Annotated in this window: 21 protein-coding genes and 1 tRNA gene; 14 read left to right on the plus strand and 8 right to left on the minus strand. The window is 70.5% G+C overall.

Going from position 1 to position 17,779, the window contains the following annotated elements; translation table 11 throughout:
- Window positions 1-22 precede the first annotated feature (22 nt).
- The 11 genes from EIZ45_RS00925 to EIZ45_RS00975 all read left to right on the plus strand — a co-directional run bounded on the left by EIZ45_RS00925 (window position 23) and on the right by EIZ45_RS00975 (window position 6,671).
- Window positions 23-1,396 (plus strand): FtsK/SpoIIIE domain-containing protein, encoded by a 1,374-nt coding sequence (locus EIZ45_RS00925; RefSeq protein ID WP_134661668.1) that lies wholly within the window; start codon window positions 23-25, stop codon window positions 1,394-1,396.
- Window positions 1,393-1,614 (plus strand): hypothetical protein, encoded by a 222-nt coding sequence (locus EIZ45_RS00930; protein WP_134661667.1) that lies wholly within the window; start codon window positions 1,393-1,395, stop codon window positions 1,612-1,614. Before EIZ45_RS00925 ends, EIZ45_RS00930 begins: the two co-directional genes overlap by 4 nt.
- Entirely contained in the window at window positions 1,611-2,018 is a 408-nt protein-coding gene (locus tag EIZ45_RS00935) for a hypothetical protein (RefSeq protein WP_167756309.1), read from the plus strand. Before EIZ45_RS00930 ends, EIZ45_RS00935 begins: the two co-directional genes overlap by 4 nt.
- A gap of 4 nt (window positions 2,019-2,022) precedes the next feature.
- A complete protein-coding gene (locus tag EIZ45_RS00940; RefSeq protein WP_134661665.1) occupies window positions 2,023-2,244 on the plus strand; it encodes a hypothetical protein in 222 nt (73 codons plus the stop codon).
- Window positions 2,241-2,672: a hypothetical protein gene (locus EIZ45_RS00945; protein ID WP_134661664.1), complete on the plus strand. Its 432-nt coding sequence runs from the start codon at window positions 2,241-2,243 to the stop codon at window positions 2,670-2,672. Before EIZ45_RS00940 ends, EIZ45_RS00945 begins: the two co-directional genes overlap by 4 nt.
- Complete coding sequence (locus tag EIZ45_RS00950) at window positions 2,669-2,899, plus strand: hypothetical protein (protein WP_134661663.1); 231 nt, start codon at window positions 2,669-2,671, stop codon at window positions 2,897-2,899. Before EIZ45_RS00945 ends, EIZ45_RS00950 begins: the two co-directional genes overlap by 4 nt.
- A gap of 26 nt (window positions 2,900-2,925) precedes the next feature.
- The gene (locus EIZ45_RS00955) at window positions 2,926-3,153 is read left to right on the plus strand and encodes a hypothetical protein (RefSeq protein ID WP_134661662.1); all 228 of its coding nucleotides are present in this window, start codon (window positions 2,926-2,928) and stop codon (window positions 3,151-3,153) included.
- A gap of 15 nt (window positions 3,154-3,168) precedes the next feature.
- Window positions 3,169-3,855, plus strand: coding sequence for a DUF2637 domain-containing protein (locus EIZ45_RS00960; protein ID WP_134661661.1), 687 nt, complete (start codon window positions 3,169-3,171; stop codon window positions 3,853-3,855).
- 92 nt (window positions 3,856-3,947) lie between these two features.
- On the plus strand, window positions 3,948-5,309 hold the full coding sequence (locus EIZ45_RS00965; protein WP_134661660.1) for a replication initiator: 1,362 nt from the start codon (window positions 3,948-3,950) through the stop codon (window positions 5,307-5,309).
- Complete coding sequence (locus EIZ45_RS00970; RefSeq protein WP_134661659.1) at window positions 5,290-5,466, plus strand: AlpA family transcriptional regulator; 177 nt, start codon at window positions 5,290-5,292, stop codon at window positions 5,464-5,466. The genes EIZ45_RS00965 and EIZ45_RS00970 overlap by 20 nt, the downstream gene beginning before the upstream one ends.
- Window positions 5,466-6,671, plus strand: coding sequence for a site-specific integrase (locus EIZ45_RS00975; protein WP_134661658.1), 1,206 nt, complete (start codon window positions 5,466-5,468; stop codon window positions 6,669-6,671). The genes EIZ45_RS00970 and EIZ45_RS00975 overlap by 1 nt, the downstream gene beginning before the upstream one ends.
- Before the next feature lie 119 nt (window positions 6,672-6,790).
- Here EIZ45_RS00975 and EIZ45_RS00980 read toward each other — a convergent pair.
- The 3 genes from EIZ45_RS00980 to EIZ45_RS00990 all read right to left on the minus strand — a co-directional run bounded on the left by EIZ45_RS00980 (window position 6,791) and on the right by EIZ45_RS00990 (window position 8,686).
- Window positions 6,791-6,864: transfer RNA gene (locus tag EIZ45_RS00980), tRNA-Pro, on the minus strand.
- A gap of 164 nt (window positions 6,865-7,028) precedes the next feature.
- The gene (locus tag EIZ45_RS00985) at window positions 7,029-7,799 is read right to left on the minus strand and encodes an enoyl-CoA hydratase/isomerase family protein (protein ID WP_167756310.1); all 771 of its coding nucleotides are present in this window, start codon (window positions 7,797-7,799) and stop codon (window positions 7,029-7,031) included.
- Window positions 7,796-8,686 carry a PaaX family transcriptional regulator C-terminal domain-containing protein gene (locus tag EIZ45_RS00990; RefSeq protein WP_078870119.1) on the minus strand — a complete coding sequence of 297 codons (891 nt, stop codon included), beginning with the start codon at window positions 8,684-8,686 and terminating at the stop codon, window positions 7,796-7,798. The genes EIZ45_RS00985 and EIZ45_RS00990 overlap by 4 nt, the downstream gene beginning before the upstream one ends.
- A 121-nt stretch (window positions 8,687-8,807) precedes the next feature.
- Between EIZ45_RS00990 and EIZ45_RS00995 the strand changes: the two genes are divergently transcribed.
- A complete protein-coding gene (locus EIZ45_RS00995; RefSeq protein WP_134661656.1) occupies window positions 8,808-10,445 on the plus strand; it encodes an ABC-F family ATP-binding cassette domain-containing protein in 1,638 nt (545 codons plus the stop codon).
- A gap of 13 nt (window positions 10,446-10,458) precedes the next feature.
- On the opposite strand, the gene EIZ45_RS01000 is transcribed toward EIZ45_RS00995, so the two are convergent.
- Both EIZ45_RS01000 and EIZ45_RS01005 read right to left on the minus strand, forming a co-directional pair.
- Window positions 10,459-11,322, minus strand: coding sequence for an NAD(P)H-binding protein (locus EIZ45_RS01000; protein WP_037805648.1), 864 nt, complete (start codon window positions 11,320-11,322; stop codon window positions 10,459-10,461).
- Between the two features lie 103 nt (window positions 11,323-11,425).
- Complete coding sequence (locus EIZ45_RS01005; protein ID WP_134661655.1) at window positions 11,426-12,373, minus strand: methionyl-tRNA formyltransferase; 948 nt, start codon at window positions 12,371-12,373, stop codon at window positions 11,426-11,428.
- Between the two features lie 137 nt (window positions 12,374-12,510).
- On the opposite strand from EIZ45_RS01005, the gene EIZ45_RS01010 reads away from it, so the two are divergent.
- Complete coding sequence (locus EIZ45_RS01010) at window positions 12,511-13,848, plus strand: lysine N(6)-hydroxylase/L-ornithine N(5)-oxygenase family protein (protein WP_134661654.1); 1,338 nt, start codon at window positions 12,511-12,513, stop codon at window positions 13,846-13,848.
- 20 nt (window positions 13,849-13,868) lie between these two features.
- Complete coding sequence (locus tag EIZ45_RS01015; protein WP_134661653.1) at window positions 13,869-14,072, plus strand: MbtH family protein; 204 nt, start codon at window positions 13,869-13,871, stop codon at window positions 14,070-14,072.
- A gap of 33 nt (window positions 14,073-14,105) precedes the next feature.
- Here EIZ45_RS01015 and EIZ45_RS01020 read toward each other — a convergent pair whose 3' ends face one another.
- From EIZ45_RS01020 to EIZ45_RS01025, 3 genes are all read right to left on the minus strand, one after another.
- On the minus strand, window positions 14,106-15,869 hold the full coding sequence (locus tag EIZ45_RS01020; protein WP_134661652.1) for an ABC transporter ATP-binding protein: 1,764 nt from the start codon (window positions 15,867-15,869) through the stop codon (window positions 14,106-14,108).
- Window positions 15,870-15,948: 79 nt separating this feature from the next.
- Window positions 15,949-16,095 (minus strand): hypothetical protein, encoded by a 147-nt coding sequence (locus EIZ45_RS45925; RefSeq protein WP_167756311.1) that lies wholly within the window; start codon window positions 16,093-16,095, stop codon window positions 15,949-15,951.
- Entirely contained in the window at window positions 16,092-17,768 is a 1,677-nt protein-coding gene (locus tag EIZ45_RS01025; protein ID WP_134661651.1) for an ABC transporter ATP-binding protein, read from the minus strand. The genes EIZ45_RS45925 and EIZ45_RS01025 overlap by 4 nt, the downstream gene beginning before the upstream one ends.
- Between the last annotated feature and the right edge of the window lie 11 nt (window positions 17,769-17,779).

Here is a 17,779-nt window from a genome sequence, read left to right on the forward strand (position 1 = left end):
CTGCCGGAAGGGAGTTTCTGCGATGAAGAACCGCATTCCGAAGTCGGACCGCCGGGCGGGGCTGGAGTTCCGGGGCCTCAAGTGGACCGCCCGGCACCCCGGCTCGGTGCTGATGCCGGCCGGACTGGCCGCTTCGGGGCTGGAGCTGGGCTGGAGCGCGACCGGCGGTGTCGTGGGCGGCACGGCGCTGGGGCTGTGCACCTGGTACCGGGCGCACCCGGACACGTTCGACCACTACGCCGCACCGCGGATCCGGGCCTGGCGCCGCCGCTGGTCGAAGTACTGCGGGCCGAAGCTGAACAAGGCGCTGCAAGCGTGCGACCTGTACGTCACCAACCGCCGCACCGGCAAGGCCGAGTTTCCGCGCGTGGTGCGGGTGCAGTCGTTCTCGCCGTCGGTGGACACGGTGACGCTGCTGCTGCCCCCGGGCATGGGACGGCGGGCGTTCAACGACAAGCTCGAAGACCTCGCGGACACGCTGCGGGTGGAGCGGATCGCGCTGGAGCGGGTCAAGCCCGGCCAGGTGTCGCTGGTCATCGAACGCCGGGAGCCGTTCACCGAGACCATCCCGGCCCCGGACATGCCCGAGGAATCCGGCGCGGTCGACCCGGGCGACATCTACGTCGGCGACACCGAGTACGGCACCGACTGGCGGCTGTCGGTCCTGGGCAAGCACACGTTCATCGCCGGGGCGACCGGAGCGGGCAAGAACTCGATCCCGCTGTCGCTGCTGCGCGGTCTGGCTCCGCTGATCCGGGACGGGCTGGTGCGGCTGTGGATCTGCGACCCGAAGCAGATGGAGTTCCGCAAACTGCAAGGGGTCGCGCACCGCTACGAGCACGACGAGGCCGCCTGCGCGGAGCTGGTGCGGGAGTTCATCGAGGACCTGCGCCGGGTGCAGCGCGACTTCGCCGCGACCGGCAAGCGCAAGATCACGATGTCGCGCGAGACGCCGCTGAACCTGCTGATCGTGGACGAGATCGGCGCTCTGCTGGCCTACGGCGACGGCACGATCGCCCGCACGCTGCGCAAAGACCTCGCGATCGCGGTGTCCCAGGGCCGGGCGACCGGGCATTCCACGATGGCGCTCGTGCAGGAACCGACGAAGGACACCGTCCCGGTGCGCGACCTGTTCCCGGTCCGGGTCTGCCTGCGGGTGACCTCGCAGTCGCATGTGGACATGGTCCTCGGGGACGGTGCCCGGCTGCGCGGCGCGCTCGCCGACGAGATCCCCGAAAGCGAGGACACTGCCGGGATCGGGTTCGTCATCCGGCCGCGTTCGCGGGTCCCGCAGCGCGTCCGTGCCGCCTACGTGTCCGATCGGGAGCTGGACGAGCTGGTCGCGTTCATCCTGCGCGGCTACCACGCCGGTCCGGCCCTGTCGGTGGTCGCATGAGCTATCGCGAAGACCGGCACCAGGACTTCCTGTCCTGCCTGTCGGTCGCCTCGGACCGGGCCGGGACCTGGTGCGACGCCGTGCGCCAGGAACGGGAACAGCGCCTCGGGGCCATCGACACCGACACGCTCGTCGACGACCCGGAGTACTCCGCCGCGCTGGACGTGTTCGGCGCGCTCGCCGACGTGCTGGCCCTCGCCCGCCGGGTCGGCGCATGACTGTCCCCATCGGACAAGGAGAAGCGATGCAGCAGATCGTCTACTACCCGTGCCTGGTGCGCGAAACGCATTGGGTGGTCGGCTACGAACGCTTCGGTGGCTCCGGTCCCGTGCGGCGCAGCGTCACGCAGATCGCGGCGTGCACCACGGACGACGGCAAAGCGCTGGCCGCATGGCGGAAGCTGGCCGACGAGGGGCACGCCCCGGAGCTGCGCCGCTACGACGAGGTGTTCTTCCCGCGCTGCGGGGTCTGCGGCGAGCGTCCCTACGGAGCCTCGGCGACCCGCCCGGAATTCTCCTGGGATGCGGTCCTCCAGGTGATCTATTTCGAGCCCGCCTGGCTGGCCACGTCCGAACAGCTCGTGTTCTGCCCGTACCACCGACCCGAAGACGCAGAGGAGTAAACCCATGTGGCGCATCGGTTTTTACGTGTGGCGGGCGTGGCTGTGGCTCAAGCTCGGCGCACCCGCACTGCTCGTCCTGATCCTGATCTACCTGGCACAAGGCCCGTCGGCGCTGTTCTGGAGCGCGACGGTGGTGTTCGGGTGCATCGGGCTCGGCGTCGGGATCGCGGTCGCGGACTTCCGCAACCGGGAGTTCGGGCCGGTCGGCCGGGAGCGTGTCCGGTGACCCGCCGCGACCCGGCGCAGCTCGGGCTCTTCGGCACCGTCCCCGCGGCTTCGGCTCCGCAGTCCGGCCGCCAGTGCCCGCCCGCCCGGGCCTCCCGCCGCAAGGACACCGGGCAGGGCGCGAATCCGCTGGTGGCCAAGGACGTGCTGGCCGAGATCCGCGACGGGCGGTTCGCGCTGCTCGACGACACGGACCGGGTGCTGGTGTTCGAGGACACCGACCGCGTCCGGACCGCGCTGGACGAGGACGTCGTGCACCACCTGATCTCCGTCGGCTACGTCGCCCCGGGTGGCAGCCGGGACACGGTGTCGGCGATGCACGGCGCGATCCGGCGGCCGGTCACGCCGCTGAAGCTCACCGCGCGCGGCCGCACGATGCTCCAGCGCTGGAGCAACCTTTCCGGCTACCCGGGCGGTGCGCGGCCGTGAACGAGGACGTGAGCGGCATCGTCTGGCCGCTGGTCGCGCTCGTCGACGAATACGAGGACGCCGTCGCCCGCGGCCTGGAACACCGGTCCGGCGACGCTTCGTCGACCGTGCTGGAGCTGATCGACCTGGACGTGCGGATCGTCCGCGAGTGCGAACGCCTCATCGACGTCTTCCGCACCGATCTCGCAGAGAACGAGGACGCCCTGCACCTGCCGGGCTCGTCCTGACCGCCCTCACGGAAGGAACCCCACCGATGGAACACCACTTCGGCGAGAACTTCGCCGACGCGTTCCGCCAGGCACTGCCGGTCGTCGACGAGTTCCAGGAGCTCTACACGCTCGAACTCGGCGTGCACGACGGCGAACCGTGGTTCGTCCAGCCCCGCCTGGCCGAGCTGTCCGACGACCTCGCCCGCTGGCTGGACACCTACGCCGGGGTGTTCCGCCGCTGCGCGGAACGCTTCCGCACCGGCCACGAATAAAAGGGAGGACACCCCATGTCCACTGCGGACAGTGCGAACGCGACTCGTCGGCTGGTGGACATCGTCCGTCTGCTGGTCGCCGCGACGCTCGGCCTGATCGGCGCGGCGGCCGGGTTCACCCACACCCACGACTGGGCCGTCCACCACGGACAGACCGGCTGGATCGCCTGGGCCGACGCCGTCGTCATCGAAGGGATCGTGATCGTCGCCGGGTTCGAGGTCCAGCGCGACCACCGCACCGGCCGACACCGCCGGTTCAGCTTCCCCCTCGGCGTCCTGGTGGCCGGGTTCGGCGTGCAGATGACCGCACAAGTCGCGCTCGCCGAACCCACCCCGGCCGGATGGCTCGTCGCCGCGATGCCCGCCCTCGGGTTCCTCGTGGTCGTCAAGCTCCTCATGCGCCGCGCCCCCGACGAACCCGCACCGGCTGCCACACCGGCCCCGGCACCGGCCGAACCCGCCCCGGCGGCAATGCCGGCCGAACCGGAGACCGCGCCCGCACCGGCCCCGCGACCGGCTGCCCGGCTCAAGCTTCCGCCGGAGATCGCCAGCCGCGTGCACGCCGCCGCCGACGCCGCCCGCGACGAAGGCCGAGACCTCACCGCCGACGACATCCGCCGCGCCGCCCGCGTCCCCGACGCCATGGCCACGCGCATCCTCGCTGACCTGACCGGCCACAACGGACACCCCGTCACCGCCTGAACCACCCCGCACCGACCGACGGCGCGGGAGCTGGCCCTCACCGGCTGGTTCCCGCGCCGTTTTCCATGCCCGCGAACGAAAGGGCCACCGACATGCACACGCTGGACGACCGCATCGCCTACCGGGTCCGGATGCGCGACTACGACGAATGGCGCGCCAAAGTGCACGCCGTCAACGGCTGCGCCCGCCCGATCCGCCTCGGAGGCGCACACCAGCTCCAGGACGCGGCCAGCGGACAGGTGCTGCACCACCACGGCGGCGACATCTTCGTCCCGTGCGGCAACCGCCGCGAATCGGTCTGCCCGTCCTGCTCCGACCGCTACGCCGCCGACGCCTTCCACCTCGTCCGCGCCGGACTCGTCGGCGGCCACAAAGGCGTCCCCGAGCACGTCACCGACCGGCCGAGGGCGTTCGTCACCCTCACCGCGCCCTCGTTCGGGCCGGTGCACCACGCCCGCACCAGTCCGCGCGGCAAGCGCATCCCGTGCGGCTGCGGGGAGTACCACCTCGACGCCGACCCGCGCGTCGGCACCCCGCTCGACCCGGGCACCTACGACTACACCGGCTCCGTGCTCTGGCAAGCCCACGCCGGGGTGCTGTGGCAGCGGTTCGCGACCCGGCTGCGCCGCGAGATCGCCAAACGCGCTGGGCTCAAGGCCCGCGAGTTCGCCGAACAAGCCCGCCTCTCCTACGGGAAGGTCGCGGAATACCAGCGGCGCGGGCTCGTGCACTTCCACGCCGTGGTCCGCCTCGACGGCCCCGACGGCGCGGCCGACCCCGCCCCGGCCTGGGCGCACCCGGACCTCCTGGAAGACGCCGTTTACGCCGCCGCCGGGGCCGCCTACGCCACCACCGCGCTGCCCGACGGCACGCCGCTCGTGCTGACCTGGGGCGACCAGGTCGACGTCCGCCGCATCGAACCCATGGGGTCGGCGGAGCTGGAGGACAATGCCGGCCGAATCAGCGAAGCCCGCCTCGCCGCCTACATCGCCAAGTACGCCACCAAAGGCACCGGCAAAAGCGAAGCCGCGGACCGGCCGATCCGCTCCGAACGCGACATCGCGCACCTGCGGGTCTCCGACCACCACCGCCGCATCATCCAAACCGCCTGGGACCTCGGCGCGCTCGAACCCTACGACGACCTGAACCTGCGCCGCTGGGCGCACATGCTCGCCTTCCGAGGCCACTTCCTCACCAAGTCCCGCGCCTACTCCACGACGTTCAAGGACATCCGTGGCGACCGCCGCCGCTTCCGGCTCGAGGAAACCCTCGAACGCCTCGGCCTCGCCGACCGCGCCGACACCGTCGCCGTGGTCAACAACTGGACCTTCGACGGCGCGGGCTACAGCGACGACGCCGAACGCGAACTCGCCGCCGCCATCGCCCGCCGCATCCGAGACGACCGCAAACACAAATACAGCAAGGAAAACAACCATGGACAACAAACTGCTTAGCGTCGACGAGCTCGCCGACTACCTCGGCGTTCCGTCGAACACCGTGTACCAGTGGCGCAAGACCGGCAAAGGGCCGAGGGGTTACCGGATCGGCAAGTACGTCCGCTTCCGGCCCGACGAGGTTGACTCCTGGATCGATGGGCAGGTGACCGCCTGATGGCCCGCGCGTGGATCTACGACCGCTCCGGGCAGCCTGACTTCGCTGCGCGTGTCCGGAAGGCGAAATCGGCCGGACGCAAGCCGCCCGCTCGATGGATGGTCATGTACTACGACCGGGCGAACAAGCTGCGCTCGGAGGTCGCGCCGAACAAGACGGCGGCTGAGGATCGCCGCGACAAGATCGCGGAATCGCTCGCGGGCGGGACCTATGTGGACCCGAATCTGTCCAAAGTGGCCGTAGGGGAGATGGCAGAGAAGTGGCTCGCCTCGCGGCATGACCTCAAGCCGAGTACGTGGTGGAAGTACCGGGGGTTGCTGGACAACCACGTGATTCCGAGGTGGGGCGAGACGCCGCTGAACGCGGTTCTGGGCGAGGACATTGCCGTCTGGGTCGCCGAACTCGTGAAGAGCACGAAGGACAAAGGCTCGGGGTTGGGACCCTCGCAGGCGCGCCATGCTTACCGCGTGCTGGCGATGGTGCTGGAGTGGTGCGTCCCGACGCGGATACCCCGGAACCCGGCTCGCGGGGTGAAGCCTCCGATACCGCTGGAGGCCGAGCACGTGTACCTGAGCTATGACCAGGTGGAAAAGCTCGCGGCGGCGGCCGGGGAGCTGCGGACGAAGTACGACAAGCCCACCGCGTGTGCAGCGGTCAACCGGGCGTTCATTCTGCTGCTCGCGTACACCGGGATGCGCTGGGGCGAGGCTGCCGCGTTGCGCGTGGGGCGTGTCGACCTCGACAAGCGCCGGATTCGGATCGCAGTGACCTTCACTGAGGTCGGCGGGGTGCAGCACGAAGTCCTGCCGAAGACCGGAAAGAAGCGGACCGTGTCGATCCCCGCGTCGCTGGTGCCGCTGCTGAAGCCGCTGAAGGAAGACAGGGCGGACACCGAGTTGCTGTTCACCACGAAGCGCGGCGATTCGCTGCGGTCGCACAACTGGCGTACCCGTGAGTTCAACGCCGCCGTGCACGCTGCCGGGCTGGAGGTCGACGGGCTGACGCCGCACAAGCTCCGGCACACCGCAGCTTCGCTCGCCATCGCGGCAGGCGCGGACGTCAAGGTCGTGCAACAGATGCTCGGGCACGCTGACGCGTCCATGACGCTGAACATTTACGGGCACCTGTGGCCGGACCGCCTCGACGAGGTGGCCGACGCGCTCGACTTTCGCCGTGGGCAAGCACTCGAACGCATGGCGGCCTGACCGGGAAGCCCCGGGCGCGTGTTGTACGAATGTTGCACGGCCCGGGGTTTCTGTCGTTTCGGGCCGATCGCGGGCAACAAAAAAGCCACGTCCACCTGCGTGAACGTGGCTCTGTCCGGTCGGGCTGACAGGATTTGAACCTGCGACCCCTTGACCCCCAGTCAAGTGCGCTACCAAACTGCGCCACAGCCCGGACTCCTCACTCCCCGAGGAACCCCTCGTGAAGTGCGATGCGACTACTCTAGCGGGTCCTCCAACCACCCCTGCAACGAGGTCTCCTTTATCTTCTGACCTGCACAAACCGGCATAAAAACCGACCCCGGCGCGCGGGCACGAAGGCCGGGCAGCGAAGCCGCATCAGCGGCCGCTGAACCGAGCCTTCCCAGGGCCCTCAGCGAGGAACGACTTCACCGCGCCCCGCAAGTCCTCGGTGTTGTACAGCTCTGCCGCAATGGCAGTCACGTGCTCGTTCGCCTCCGGCACACCGCCGTGTTCGAAGTGCGCCAGGATCTGCTTCGTGGCGGCATGAGCCCGCGTCGGTCCCTCGGCGAGCTGCCGCGTGAATTCCCGTGCTGCCTCGTCGAAGCCTTCGTCTGGCAGGACCCGGTTGACGACGTTCCATCGCTCCAGCGTGGCGGCGTCGAAAGGAGTGCCGGTGAAGACGAACTCCTTCGCGCGGGCGACCCCGGCCCGGGCGGCTAGGCGTTGGGTGCCGCCCATGGTGGGGGTCAGGCCGACGACCTTCTCGACCAATCCGAACTTCGCGCGGGAGGACGCGAGCAGCAGATCGCAGGCCATCGCGACCTCGAAAGCCCACGTCAGGCACAGGCCGTGGGCGGCGAAGACGGTCGGGAACGGCAGTGCGGCAAGGCGATCCGGGAGGCTGAGCATCTCGTCGAACAGCACTTTGGCTTCGGCCGCAGAAGACTGAGCGTCGAACAGTGCGACATCGACGCCGCCGCTGACGACGCGGCCTTCGGCACGGATCAGGAGGGCTCGGGCGGGGGTTTCCTCCAGCGAGCCGATCGCGTCGAGAAGCGCGTCCTGGAGCGGCTTCGTGTACAGGTTGAGCGGCGGTTCGTCGATGGTGAGCACGGCGAGCCCGCCGTCGCGTTCCAGCCTCGTCATGCTTGCTCCTCGTTCGCGGTGAGTTCGTCCCAGTACGCCTGCGCGGCCGGCCGCCATTCCACGTGTTTGCGGTGGAACAGTTCGGCTGCCTTGGCTCCGCTCCAGCTCGCGGGCAGCAGCTCCGCGGGCAGTTGCGGGTCGAGGAACGGGAAACGCCGCCACTCGTGCACCAGTTCGGTCTGCGCGCGCAGGACCGCCTGCGCACCCGAGGGCGACACGCCGGTGAAGCGGTCGATGAAGTCCTCGTAGCGGTCGGTCAGCTCGGACAGGTCCCACGACCGCGCGACCATGCTTTCCTGGTCGCCGATCGCGCCGTACTCCGCGGTGAAGGACATGGCCTGCGCTTCGAGGCCGAGCTCCGCGACGATCTTCTGCGCCTCGGGCTCGCGGCTCGGATCGGGGCTCACCCAGACGCCCGCCACCGGCGAACCGAAACCGGCCCAGGTGAGGCGGGTGCGGAGGCGGTGGCGCAGGTCGCGTTTCGCCTCCGGCACCGAGACGATCAGCATCAGCCAGCGGTTTTCCCAGGCGTGCGCGTCGCGGCCGAAGGCGTATATGCGCTCGGCGCCCTCGGTGAGCAGCCGCCGCCCCGGCGGGGTCAGCGACCACCGGACGCGGCGGCCGATGCGCTCGGACACCAGCCAGCCCTCGCCCGCGGACCGGGCCAGCGCCTGGCGCGCGGACTTCTCCTCGATGTCGAGCATGCCGAGCGATTCGACCAGGATCGACGTCCACACCGGACGGTCGCGGGGCAGCACGTACTCGCCCAGCACGGTCATCAGCAGCGACCGCGCGCTGGCGTGGCTCACCTCGCGCCGCCTGCTGACGGTCGGCCGGGGAGCCCGCTGCTTCCCCTGTCCGAACGGGACCGGGGCGGGTTCCGCCATCGCTTTTCACCGACCTCACTGCTCTTGTTGGACCCGGCAACCCGCCCAGAGTACCCACTCGGAGTGACGGAGCCGACACGCGGCACGCTGCGCGCGGGCCCCCCGTAAACTCGGCTCCGATATGAGCGCCACACTCGTCGCGAAGGACCTGGCCGCGGGCCACGGTGACCGCGTCCTCTTCTCCGGTCTCGATCTCGTCGTCGCCCCTGGCGAGGTGATCGGGCTCGTCGGCGTCAACGGCGCCGGGAAGTCCACCCTGCTCCGGACGCTGGCCGGGCTGGCCCGCCCGGAATCCGGGGAGGTCCGGCTGAACCCGCCGACCGCCACCGTCGGGCACCTGCCGCAGGAACCGGAGCGGCGCGAGGGGGAGTCGGTCCGCGCCTTCCTCGCGCGGCGCACCGGGGTCGCGGCCGCGCAAACCGCACTCGACGCGGCGACGGATGCGCTTACCGCGGGGGAGGACGGCGCCGACGACGCATACGGCACCGCGCTGGACCGCTGGCTCGCGCTCGGCGGCGCCGACCTGGACGACCGCGCCGGCGAGGTCGCCGCGGACCTCGGGCTGGCGGTCGACCTCGACCAGCCGATGGTTTCGCTCTCCGGCGGGCAGGCCGCGCGCGCCGGGCTGGCGTCGCTGCTGCTCAGCCGCTACGACATCTTCCTGCTCGACGAGCCGACGAACGACCTCGACCTCGACGGGCTCGCCCGGCTCGAGCGGTTCGTCACCGGGCTGCGCGGGGGAACCGTGCTGGTGAGCCACGACCGCGAGTTCCTGGCCCGCACGGTGGACCGCGTGGTGGAACTGGACCTGGCGCAGCAGCAAGTGAAGACGTACGGCGGCGGGTACGAGTCCTATTTGGAGGAACGGGCGGTCGCGCGGCGGCACGCGCGCGAGGACTACGAGGAATATGCCAACACCCGGGCGGCGCTGGAGGCCCGGGCGGGCATGCAGCGCGCGTGGATGGAGAAGGGCGTCAAGAACGCCCGCCGCAAAGCGACCGACAACGACAAGGTCGGCCGCAAATTCCGCAGCGAGGCCACCGAGAAGCAAGCCTCGAAGGCGCGCCAGACGGACCGGATGATCGAGCGGCTCGACGTCGTCGAGGAGCCCCGCAAGGAGTGGGAGCTGCGGATGGAGATCGCGGCCGCTCCGCGCGCGGGCGCGGTGGTCGCGACGCTGCGGGGCGCGGTCGTGCGGCGCGACGAGTTCACCCTCGGACCGGTGGACCTGCAGATCGACTGGGCGGACAAGGTCGCCATCACCGGGGCGAACGGCGCGGGCAAATCCACGCTGCTGGCGGCGTTGCTGGGCCGGCTGCCGCTGGCCGAGGGCGACGCCGCGCTCGGACCGGGTGTGGTGGTCGGCGAGGTCGACCAGGCCCGCAGGCTGTTCCTCGGCGACCTCCCGCTGGCGGACGCGTTCGCGCAGGAGGTCCCGTCGCTCGCCGACGCGGAAGTCCGTACCCTGCTGGCGAAATTCGGGCTCAAGGCCGCACACGTGCTGCGCTCGGCCGCGACGCTTTCGCCGGGCGAGCGCACCCGCGCGGCGCTGGCGCTGCTGCAGGCGCGCGGCGTCAACCTGCTGGTGCTGGACGAGCCGACCAACCACCTGGACCTGCCCGCGATCGAACAGCTCGAGTCCGCTTTGGACAGTTACCCGGGCACGCTGCTGCTGGTGACGCACGACCGCCGGATGCTGGACGCAGTTTCGGTGACGCGGCGGCTGGAAGTCGACGGGGGCAAGGTTTCCGAGCGCTAGAACGGAACCGCGGTCACTTCGGTGCGCCCGCGGACCACACGCCCGTCGCCGCCGCCCGCTTGGCGTAGTCGGCGAAACCCCTCGGCTCGCGCCCGATCGCGCGCTGGACGCCGTCGCTGAGGAAGCCGGTTTTCCCCCGGTGCAGCCATTCGAACGGGCCTGCCTGCATTTCCGCCGACGCCCGGTCGTAGCCGCGGCCGATCAGGCGGCGCACGTACTCCGGTATCTCCACCGGCATCTGCCTGATCTCCCGGCCGGTCGCCCTCGCGATCTCGGCTACCGCCTCCGGGAACGTCAGCGGTTCCGGTCCGGAAAGTTCGTAGGTCTGCTCCTGATGCCCGTCTTCGGTGAGGGCGGCGACGGCGACCGCGGCGATGTCGGTGGCGTCCACGAAGGGCACTGCGCCGTCGCCGACCGGGATCGCGACTTCGCCGTCGCGCAGTTCGGACAGTTTCGGGTCTTCCTCGAAGGTCTGCGCGAACCAGCACGGGCGCACGATCGTCCATTCCGCGCCGCTCTCGCCGGCCGCGCGCTCGCCGTCGATCACCGCCTGCGCCCAGGGGCCGTAAGGGGTTTTCAGCAGGTAGTCCTCGCCGTCGTCGCCGCGGCCGGACAATGCCACGATCCGCCGGACTCCCGACCGCACCGCCAGTTCCGTGAACTCCGCGGGATCCGCCGTGCCGACCACGCCCCATACGTTGAGGTACAGCGTGTCCGCCCCGGCGAGCGCGGGCTGCCAGGTGGAACGGTCCGCCCAGTCGAAGCGGACCGGGCTGGACCGGGAGACGGGCCGCGCCGCGTGCCCCAGTTCCCGCAAGCGGGCCACCACGTGCCGGCCGACCTTTCCGGTCGCGCCCATCACCAGAACAGCGCTCATGCCGACAGGCTAGCGGTGCGAGGTAGGTAAGGCTAATCTAACTTGAATCTCGGCCTCGGACCCGGCTCGTCGCGGAGGTGGGGTCCGAGGCCGAGGGCGGCGGCTACGGACGGTCGGTGAGATACCCGCCCATAGTCGTGAAGTACTCCGCCGCCGGAAGTTCCCGGTCGTCAGCCGTGCGAACGCGTTCGATTCGGAGCCCCGGCGACTGGCCGCGCCGTGCGTCCCGTCCGGCGACGATCACCACGCCCTCGCCTTCGCGGATGAAGATGCGGCCCGGGGTTCCGCCGTAGTGGCCGTCCGAAACCGAGGCGCGCACGATGCGCAGTTGCTCGCCGCGGTGGTAGGTGAAGGCGTTGGGGTACGGGTCGGATTGGGCGCGCACCAGGCGGTCCAGTTCCTCGGCCGACCAGGTCCAGTCGATGAGGCTGTCGCGCGGGGCGCGTTTGTGGAAGAAGCTCGCCTTGGTCCGGTCCTGCGCGATGGGGACCACCGTGCCGGATTCGATCAGGCCCAGTGCTTCGGTCACGAGCGGTTCGATGAGATCCACGGTGCGGTGGAACAGATCCGTGGCGGTGTCGCGCGGGCCGACCGCGACCGCGCGCTGGGCGACGATGTCGCCGGCGTCGAGTTCGTCGTTCATCATGTGCGCCGTGACGCCGACTTCCGGTTCGCCGTTGATCAGTGCCCAGATGATGGGGGAGAAGCCGGCGTACGCGGGCAGCAGCGAGTCGTGCACGTTGAGGGTCCCGTGGCGCGGGAGGTCGAAGATCTCCGGCGGCAGCCAGGTGCGCCAGTTGTTCGCGACGATCAGGTCGAGGTCCGCCGCCTTCAGTTCGTCGAGCAGTTCCGCGTCGTCCGGGCGGGTGCGCAGCAGGGTGCGGATTCCGTGCTCCTCGGCCAGTCCGGCGACCGAATCGCTCCAGATCCGTTCGTAGGCGTGGTCGCTCGGCGGGTGGGTGACCACCAGCCGCATGTCCTGGCCCGCGTCGAGGAGGGCCTTCAGGGTGCGGTGTCCCCAGGTCTGGTAGCCGAACATGGCCACGCGCATCGGCGGTGCACCTTTCGTGGTCGGGACGAACATCACCCAGACAGTACTAGTTGAGGCTTACCTAAGTTAGGTTAGGGTTTCTTGAGCATTGGTCAGTCGAGAACGGTGATGCGGCAGTGCCGCGCTAGGGGACTTTCATGTCACGAGCAGGGGCCGAGGACAGCCAGGTGCCGGTGTACGACGTGGTCGGAGTCGGGTTCGGGCCGTCCAACCTCGCGCTCGCGATCGCCCTCGCCGAGCACAACGCGGACTCGGGGGAGACGGTCACGGCGCACTTCCTGGAGCGCCAGCCCCGCTTCGGCTGGCATCGCGGGATGCTGATCGACACCGCGACCATGCAGGTGTCGTTCCTCAAGGACCTGGCGACGATGCGGAACCCGGCGAGCGCGTTCACCTTCCTGAACTACCTGCACGAGAAAGGGCGGCTGGTCGATTTCATCAACCACAAGACCCTGTTCCCGCTGCGCGTCGAGTTCCACGACTACTTCGAATGGGCCGCGGCGAAGGTCGACGACCTGGTGTCCTACGGCAGCGAAGTCGTTTCGGTCGAACCGGTGCACGACGGCGCCGACGTCGCGTTCTTCGACGTGCGCGCCCGCGTGGACGGCGAAATCACCGAGCTGCGGGCGCGGAACCTCGTCCTGGGCACCGGATTGCGCGCGAAACTGCCGGACGGGGTCGTCGCCGGAGACCGGATCTGGCACAACAGCGAGCTGCTGCACCGCGTCGAGTCGTTGCGCGGCACGGACGCGCGGCGGTTCGTGGTGATCGGCGCCGGCCAGAGCGCGGCCGAGGTCGCCGCCTTGCTGCACGACGAGTTCCCGCGTGCCGAGGTGTGCGCGGTGTTCGCGCGCTACGGCTACAGCCCCGCCGACGACAGTGCGTTCGCCAACCGGATTTTCGACCCGGAGGGGGTCGATTCCTTCTACGCGGCAAGCGAACCGGTCAAGGAACGCCTGATGCGCTACCACGGCGCGACGAACTACTCCGCGGTCGACCTCGATCTCATCGACGAGCTGTACCGGCGGCGCTACCAGGAAAAGGTGCTCGGCGTGGAACGGTTGCGGCTGTTCAACGTCTCGCGTCCGGTCGAGGTCGCCGACCAGGGCACGCACGTGCGCGCGACGGTCGAATCGCTGGCGACCGGCGAGCGTTCGGTGCTGGACGCCGACGCGGTCGTCTACGCGACCGGCTACCTGCCCGCGGATCCGACGCCGCTGCTCGGCGGCTTGGCCGGTCACTGCCGCCGGGACGGCGAGGGCCGGTTGAAGGTCGAGCGCGACTACCGGATCACCACCGACCCGTCCGTGCGCGGCGGGCTCTACTTGCAGGGCGGCACCGAGCACACGCACGGGATCACGTCGTCGCTGCTGTCGAACACCGCGGTGCGGGTGGGCGAGATCCTGCAGTCCATTGTGGACCGGCGGGCGGCCGGAGCGGATCCGGTGGAGTACGCGGTCAGCGGGATCCGCTGAGGCAGGGAAAGGACTGAGCGATGACGAATCCGTTCGAAAACCCCGACGGCGTTTACCGGGTCCTCGTGAACGACGAGGGCCAGCACAGCCTGTGGCCGGATTTCGTGGCCGTGCCCGACGGGTGGCGGACCGCCTTCGGGCCGGACGCGCGGCAGACCTGCCTGGACCACATCGAGCGGACCTGGACCGACCTGCGCCCGCTTTCGCTGCGCCGAACCTCCTGAAGGCCGTGAGGGGAACTCAGTCAGGGGTTCCCCTCACGGACGGTGGCTGCGCAGGCCGGACCAGGCGGTCCAGAGCGTGGCGTACCGGCCTCCGGCGGCGACCAGTTCGTCGTGCGTCCCGGACTCCACGACCACTCCGGCGTCCAGAACGACAATGCGATCCGAAGCCGCCGCCTGGGTCAACCGGTGCGCCACGATCAGGCCGGTACGTCCTTCGAGCGCGGCGGCTGCGGCGGCTTCCAGCGTTTTCGCCCCTGCGCTGCCTGCCTCCGCCGTCGCCTCGTCGAGGATCGCCACCGGCGGATCGGCGAGCACCAACCGTACGAGCGCGAGCTGCTGAGCCTGCGTGACGGTCAGCCGATGCCCGCCCTCGCCGACGACCGTCGCGAGCCCGTCCGGCAACGCCTCGACCCACTCGGCCGCGCCGACCTTGGCCAGTGCCGCCTGGAGGTCTTCGTCGCTGGCTTCGGACGCGGCCAGGCGGAGGTCGTCGGCCAGCGGTCCGCTAAAGACGTGCACTTCCTGGCTGATCAACGCGACGGCGCGCCGGGTGGCGGCGGGGCCGAGCTGGTCGAGCGGAACACCGCCGATGGAGACGGTGCCGCTGCTGGCCTGATGGATCCCGGCGATCAGCTTGGCCAGCGTCGTCTTCCCGGCCCCGCTCGCCCCGACCAGCGCGACGCGTTCGCCCGGCGCGACCTCGAGGTCGACGTCGCGCAGCACCGGATGGTCGTCCACATAGGAGTGTCCGACGCCGGCTGCCTTCACTGAGGCGTCGACGGGACGGCCGACGCGGGTCGGTTCGGCCGGTGCGGGCAGATCCGCGACGCCGATCAGTCGGGACAGGCTCGCGGTGGCTGCCTGCGCGTCGTCGACTAGCGCGAGTGCGGTGTTGATCGGCCCGAAGAGGCTGTGGAAGTACAACGCGGCCGCCGTCGCTACGCCGACCGTCGCGAGATTCGCGCCCACCAACAGAAAACCGGCCGCCAGTACTGCGGAGAGGCCGACGAACTCGGCGAGATTCAGCCGCCCGTAGAACCGGGTGGCGAGGCGAACTCCGCGCAATGCCAGCTCCACCGCCCCGGTGGATCGTTCGCGGACCCGGTCGACGTGCGCGTCCGCGAGCCGGAACGCGCGGACGGTTTTGGCGCCGCCGATGGTGTCGAGAAGCTGTTGCTGCTGCGCGCCGACGGCGGTTCGCTGGGCGGCGTACAACGGGGTCGCGCGGCGGACGTACCAGCGGACGGTGTGGAGCTGGATCGGGACCGCCAGCAGGGCGGCGGCGAGGAAACGCCAGTCGAGGATCGCCATCGCGACCAGGGTCAGCACGATCGTCAGCACCGAACGGGCCAGCGCGGGCAGCGCCTGCCGGACCGCGTCGGCGACGACGGAGACGTCGTTGGTGACCCGGGTGGTCAGGTCGCCGGAACCGGCTTTTTCGACCTGTTCCAGCGGCAGGCCGAGGGCGCGGTCGATGAACCGTTCGCGCAGGTCGGCGAGCATGGTTTCGCCGAGCCGGGCGAGCATCGAGACCCCGATGGCGGTGGCGACCGCGGACGTCGCGGCGACCAGGACCAGACCGGCGATCGGGTACGCGAGCGCGGCCGCGGGCTGCCGGGTGGCGACGAGGTCGACGACGCGGCCGAGCAGGGGAGCGGTGAGCAGGCCGATCGCGGTCGCGCCGACGACGAAGGCGAAGGACCCGATCGCGCGGCCTTTCGCTTGCCGCAGGAGGTCGAGCAGGACGGCCCGGATGCGCGGTCCGGGGGCGGTGGGGAGTAGTTCGCGTGGGGTCATGGGAGGACCGCCGTTTGGTGGGCGGGTTCGGGGTGGGTGAGTGTGGTGTGGTTGGGGCGAGGTTCCGCGATGCGTTGGGTCATGGGAGGACCGCCGCTCGGTGGGCGGGTTCGGTGTGGGTGAGTTCGGGGTGGGTGCCTTGGGCAGTGATGTGGCTGTGTTCGAGGAGTGCGGTGATCACGATCGTGGTGCGGTGGGAGCGCGGTTCCGCGACGCGTTGGGTCATGAGAGGACCGCCGCTCGGTAGGTCGCGTTGGTGCGGACGAGTTCGGGGTGGGTGCCTTCGGCGGCGGCCTGGCCGTCCTGGAGGAGTACGACCCGGTCGGTTACGGCGAGCAGCGCCGGGCTCGTGGTGACCACGATGGTGGTGCGGTTGCGGCGTAGTTCCGCGACTCCGGCGGCGATGCGGGCTTCGGTGACGGTGTCGACGGCGGTGGTCGGATCGTGCAGCACCAGGACCGGTGCTTCGGTGGCGAGGGCGCGGGCGAGGGCGACCCGTTGTCGTTGTCCGCCGGACAGGGAGCGGCCGCGTTCGGTGACGGTCGTGGCGGTGCCGGAGGGGAGAGTCGCGGCGACCTCGTCGGCGGCTGAGGCGGTGAGCGCTCCGTCGGGGACGGTGGGCATGCCGCCGCGGACGTTGTCTTCCACGGTGCCTTCGAAGAGGTCTGTGTCGTGCGCGGCGACGAGGACGACCTCGCGGACTCGGTCGGGGTCCACAGTGGACAGATTCACCGCGTCGACGTGGACCGCGCCTCCGCGTGGATCGGCGAAGCGGCCTAGGCAGTCGAGGAGATCGGTGGCCGTGGCGGGGTCGGTGGTGACGATGCCGAGCAGTTCGCCGGGCGGGACGGTGAGGTCGAGTTCGTTGAGTTTTCCGTGCGATACCGCGGAAAGCTCAACGCTGCCGCTCGCCGGGGCGGGCAGTTCGCCGGTTCCGTCCGGGACGGCGGGAGGTGCGCTGAGCACTGCGGCGACCCGGCCGGCGGAGGCGCGGCCCTGGGCGAGCTGGCCGTTGACCCAGGCGAAGATGGTGAACGGCGTCTGCAGGAACTGCGCCAGCCCGACCGCAGCGACGAGGTCGCCGACGGAGATCTCGCCGTTCGCGGCGAGCGAGCCGCCGACGAGGGCGACGATCGCGATGAAGATCCCGGTGAGCGCGAGCAGGGCGCCGTTGTGCCACGCCTGCGCGCGAGCCGCGCGGATGGTCGCTCGCAGGGAATCCCGGCTGGTGCGCCGATACCGCGCGGTCGCCGCCGGTTCCGCGCCGATGCCTTTCAGCACGCGCAGCCCGCTGACCAGGTCGGCCGCGACCCCGGAGGCGTGCGCGGCGCGTTCCTGTTCCAGTTCGCTGCGCTTCTCCAGCGGTTTCCCGATGAGGTGGGCGAGGAACAGCAGCGGAGGGGTGCCGAGAAGGACGAGCAGCCCGAGCGGCACCGACATCCGGAGGAGCACGACCGCGCTCACGACCAGCCCGGCGAGCGCGGCGATGCCGAACGGAAGCACCGCGTTGATCATCCCGACCCGGTGGGCGTCCGAGGTTCCGACGCTCACCAGTTCCCCGGCGAGCGCACCGTTTTCCGCGCCGCCGCGAGGATGCAGGACGCGACGGCTGACCGCGAGCCGGATCTCGTGCGCGGCCCGCTCGGACGCGCCCTCCGCGGCCCGCGCGCCGAAGCGGTAGCTGTAGGAGAGCACGAGGAAGACCGCCGCCAGCACGGCCAGCCAGCCGAGGAGCGTCAGCACGGAGCTGTCGGTGACGGCCCGGTCCAGCACCACGCCGATCACTACCGGGACGAGCGCCTCGCCACCCTGGTGCCCCGCCGCGAGGACGGCTGCGGCGACGACGGATTTCCGTTGTCCGGCGATCGCACTGCGCAGGACGTCCCGGCCGGTGGTCATCGGCGCCTCCG

It is taken from the genome of Amycolatopsis sp. CFH S0740, assembly GCF_004522315.1.
GTDB classification, from domain to species: domain Bacteria; phylum Actinomycetota; class Actinomycetes; order Mycobacteriales; family Pseudonocardiaceae; genus Amycolatopsis; species Amycolatopsis nivea.

Coding starts and splice junctions, on each gene's coding strand:
- EIZ45_RS00930 (WP_134661667.1), top strand. CDS start 1,393: ATGAGCTATCGCGAAGACCGGCACCAGGACTTCCTGTCCTGCCTGTCG.
- EIZ45_RS00965 (WP_134661660.1), top strand. CDS start 3,948: ATGCACACGCTGGACGACCGCATCGCCTACCGGGTCCGGATGCGCGAC.
- EIZ45_RS00985 (WP_167756310.1), bottom strand. CDS start 7,799: ATGACGAGGCTGGAACGCGACGGCGGGCTCGCCGTGCTCACCATCGAC.
- EIZ45_RS01015 (WP_134661653.1), top strand. CDS start 13,869: ATGACGAATCCGTTCGAAAACCCCGACGGCGTTTACCGGGTCCTCGTG.
- EIZ45_RS00955 (WP_134661662.1), top strand. CDS start 2,926: ATGGAACACCACTTCGGCGAGAACTTCGCCGACGCGTTCCGCCAGGCA.
- EIZ45_RS00995 (WP_134661656.1), top strand. CDS start 8,808: ATGAGCGCCACACTCGTCGCGAAGGACCTGGCCGCGGGCCACGGTGAC.
- EIZ45_RS00935 (WP_167756309.1), top strand. CDS start 1,611: ATGACTGTCCCCATCGGACAAGGAGAAGCGATGCAGCAGATCGTCTAC.
- EIZ45_RS01020 (WP_134661652.1), bottom strand. CDS start 15,869: ATGACCCCACGCGAACTACTCCCCACCGCCCCCGGACCGCGCATCCGG.
- EIZ45_RS00960 (WP_134661661.1), top strand. CDS start 3,169: ATGTCCACTGCGGACAGTGCGAACGCGACTCGTCGGCTGGTGGACATC.
- EIZ45_RS45925 (WP_167756311.1), bottom strand. CDS start 16,095: ATGACCCAACGCGTCGCGGAACCGCGCTCCCACCGCACCACGATCGTG.
- EIZ45_RS01025 (WP_134661651.1), bottom strand. CDS start 17,768: ATGACCACCGGCCGGGACGTCCTGCGCAGTGCGATCGCCGGACAACGG.
- EIZ45_RS00990 (WP_078870119.1), bottom strand. CDS start 8,686: ATGGCGGAACCCGCCCCGGTCCCGTTCGGACAGGGGAAGCAGCGGGCT.
- EIZ45_RS00940 (WP_134661665.1), top strand. CDS start 2,023: ATGTGGCGCATCGGTTTTTACGTGTGGCGGGCGTGGCTGTGGCTCAAG.
- EIZ45_RS01000 (WP_037805648.1), bottom strand. CDS start 11,322: ATGAGCGCTGTTCTGGTGATGGGCGCGACCGGAAAGGTCGGCCGGCAC.
- EIZ45_RS00970 (WP_134661659.1), top strand. CDS start 5,290: ATGGACAACAAACTGCTTAGCGTCGACGAGCTCGCCGACTACCTCGGC.
- EIZ45_RS00925 (WP_134661668.1), top strand. CDS start 23: ATGAAGAACCGCATTCCGAAGTCGGACCGCCGGGCGGGGCTGGAGTTC.
- EIZ45_RS01005 (WP_134661655.1), bottom strand. CDS start 12,373: ATGCGCGTGGCCATGTTCGGCTACCAGACCTGGGGACACCGCACCCTG.
- EIZ45_RS00975 (WP_134661658.1), top strand. CDS start 5,466: ATGGCCCGCGCGTGGATCTACGACCGCTCCGGGCAGCCTGACTTCGCT.
- EIZ45_RS01010 (WP_134661654.1), top strand. CDS start 12,511: ATGTCACGAGCAGGGGCCGAGGACAGCCAGGTGCCGGTGTACGACGTG.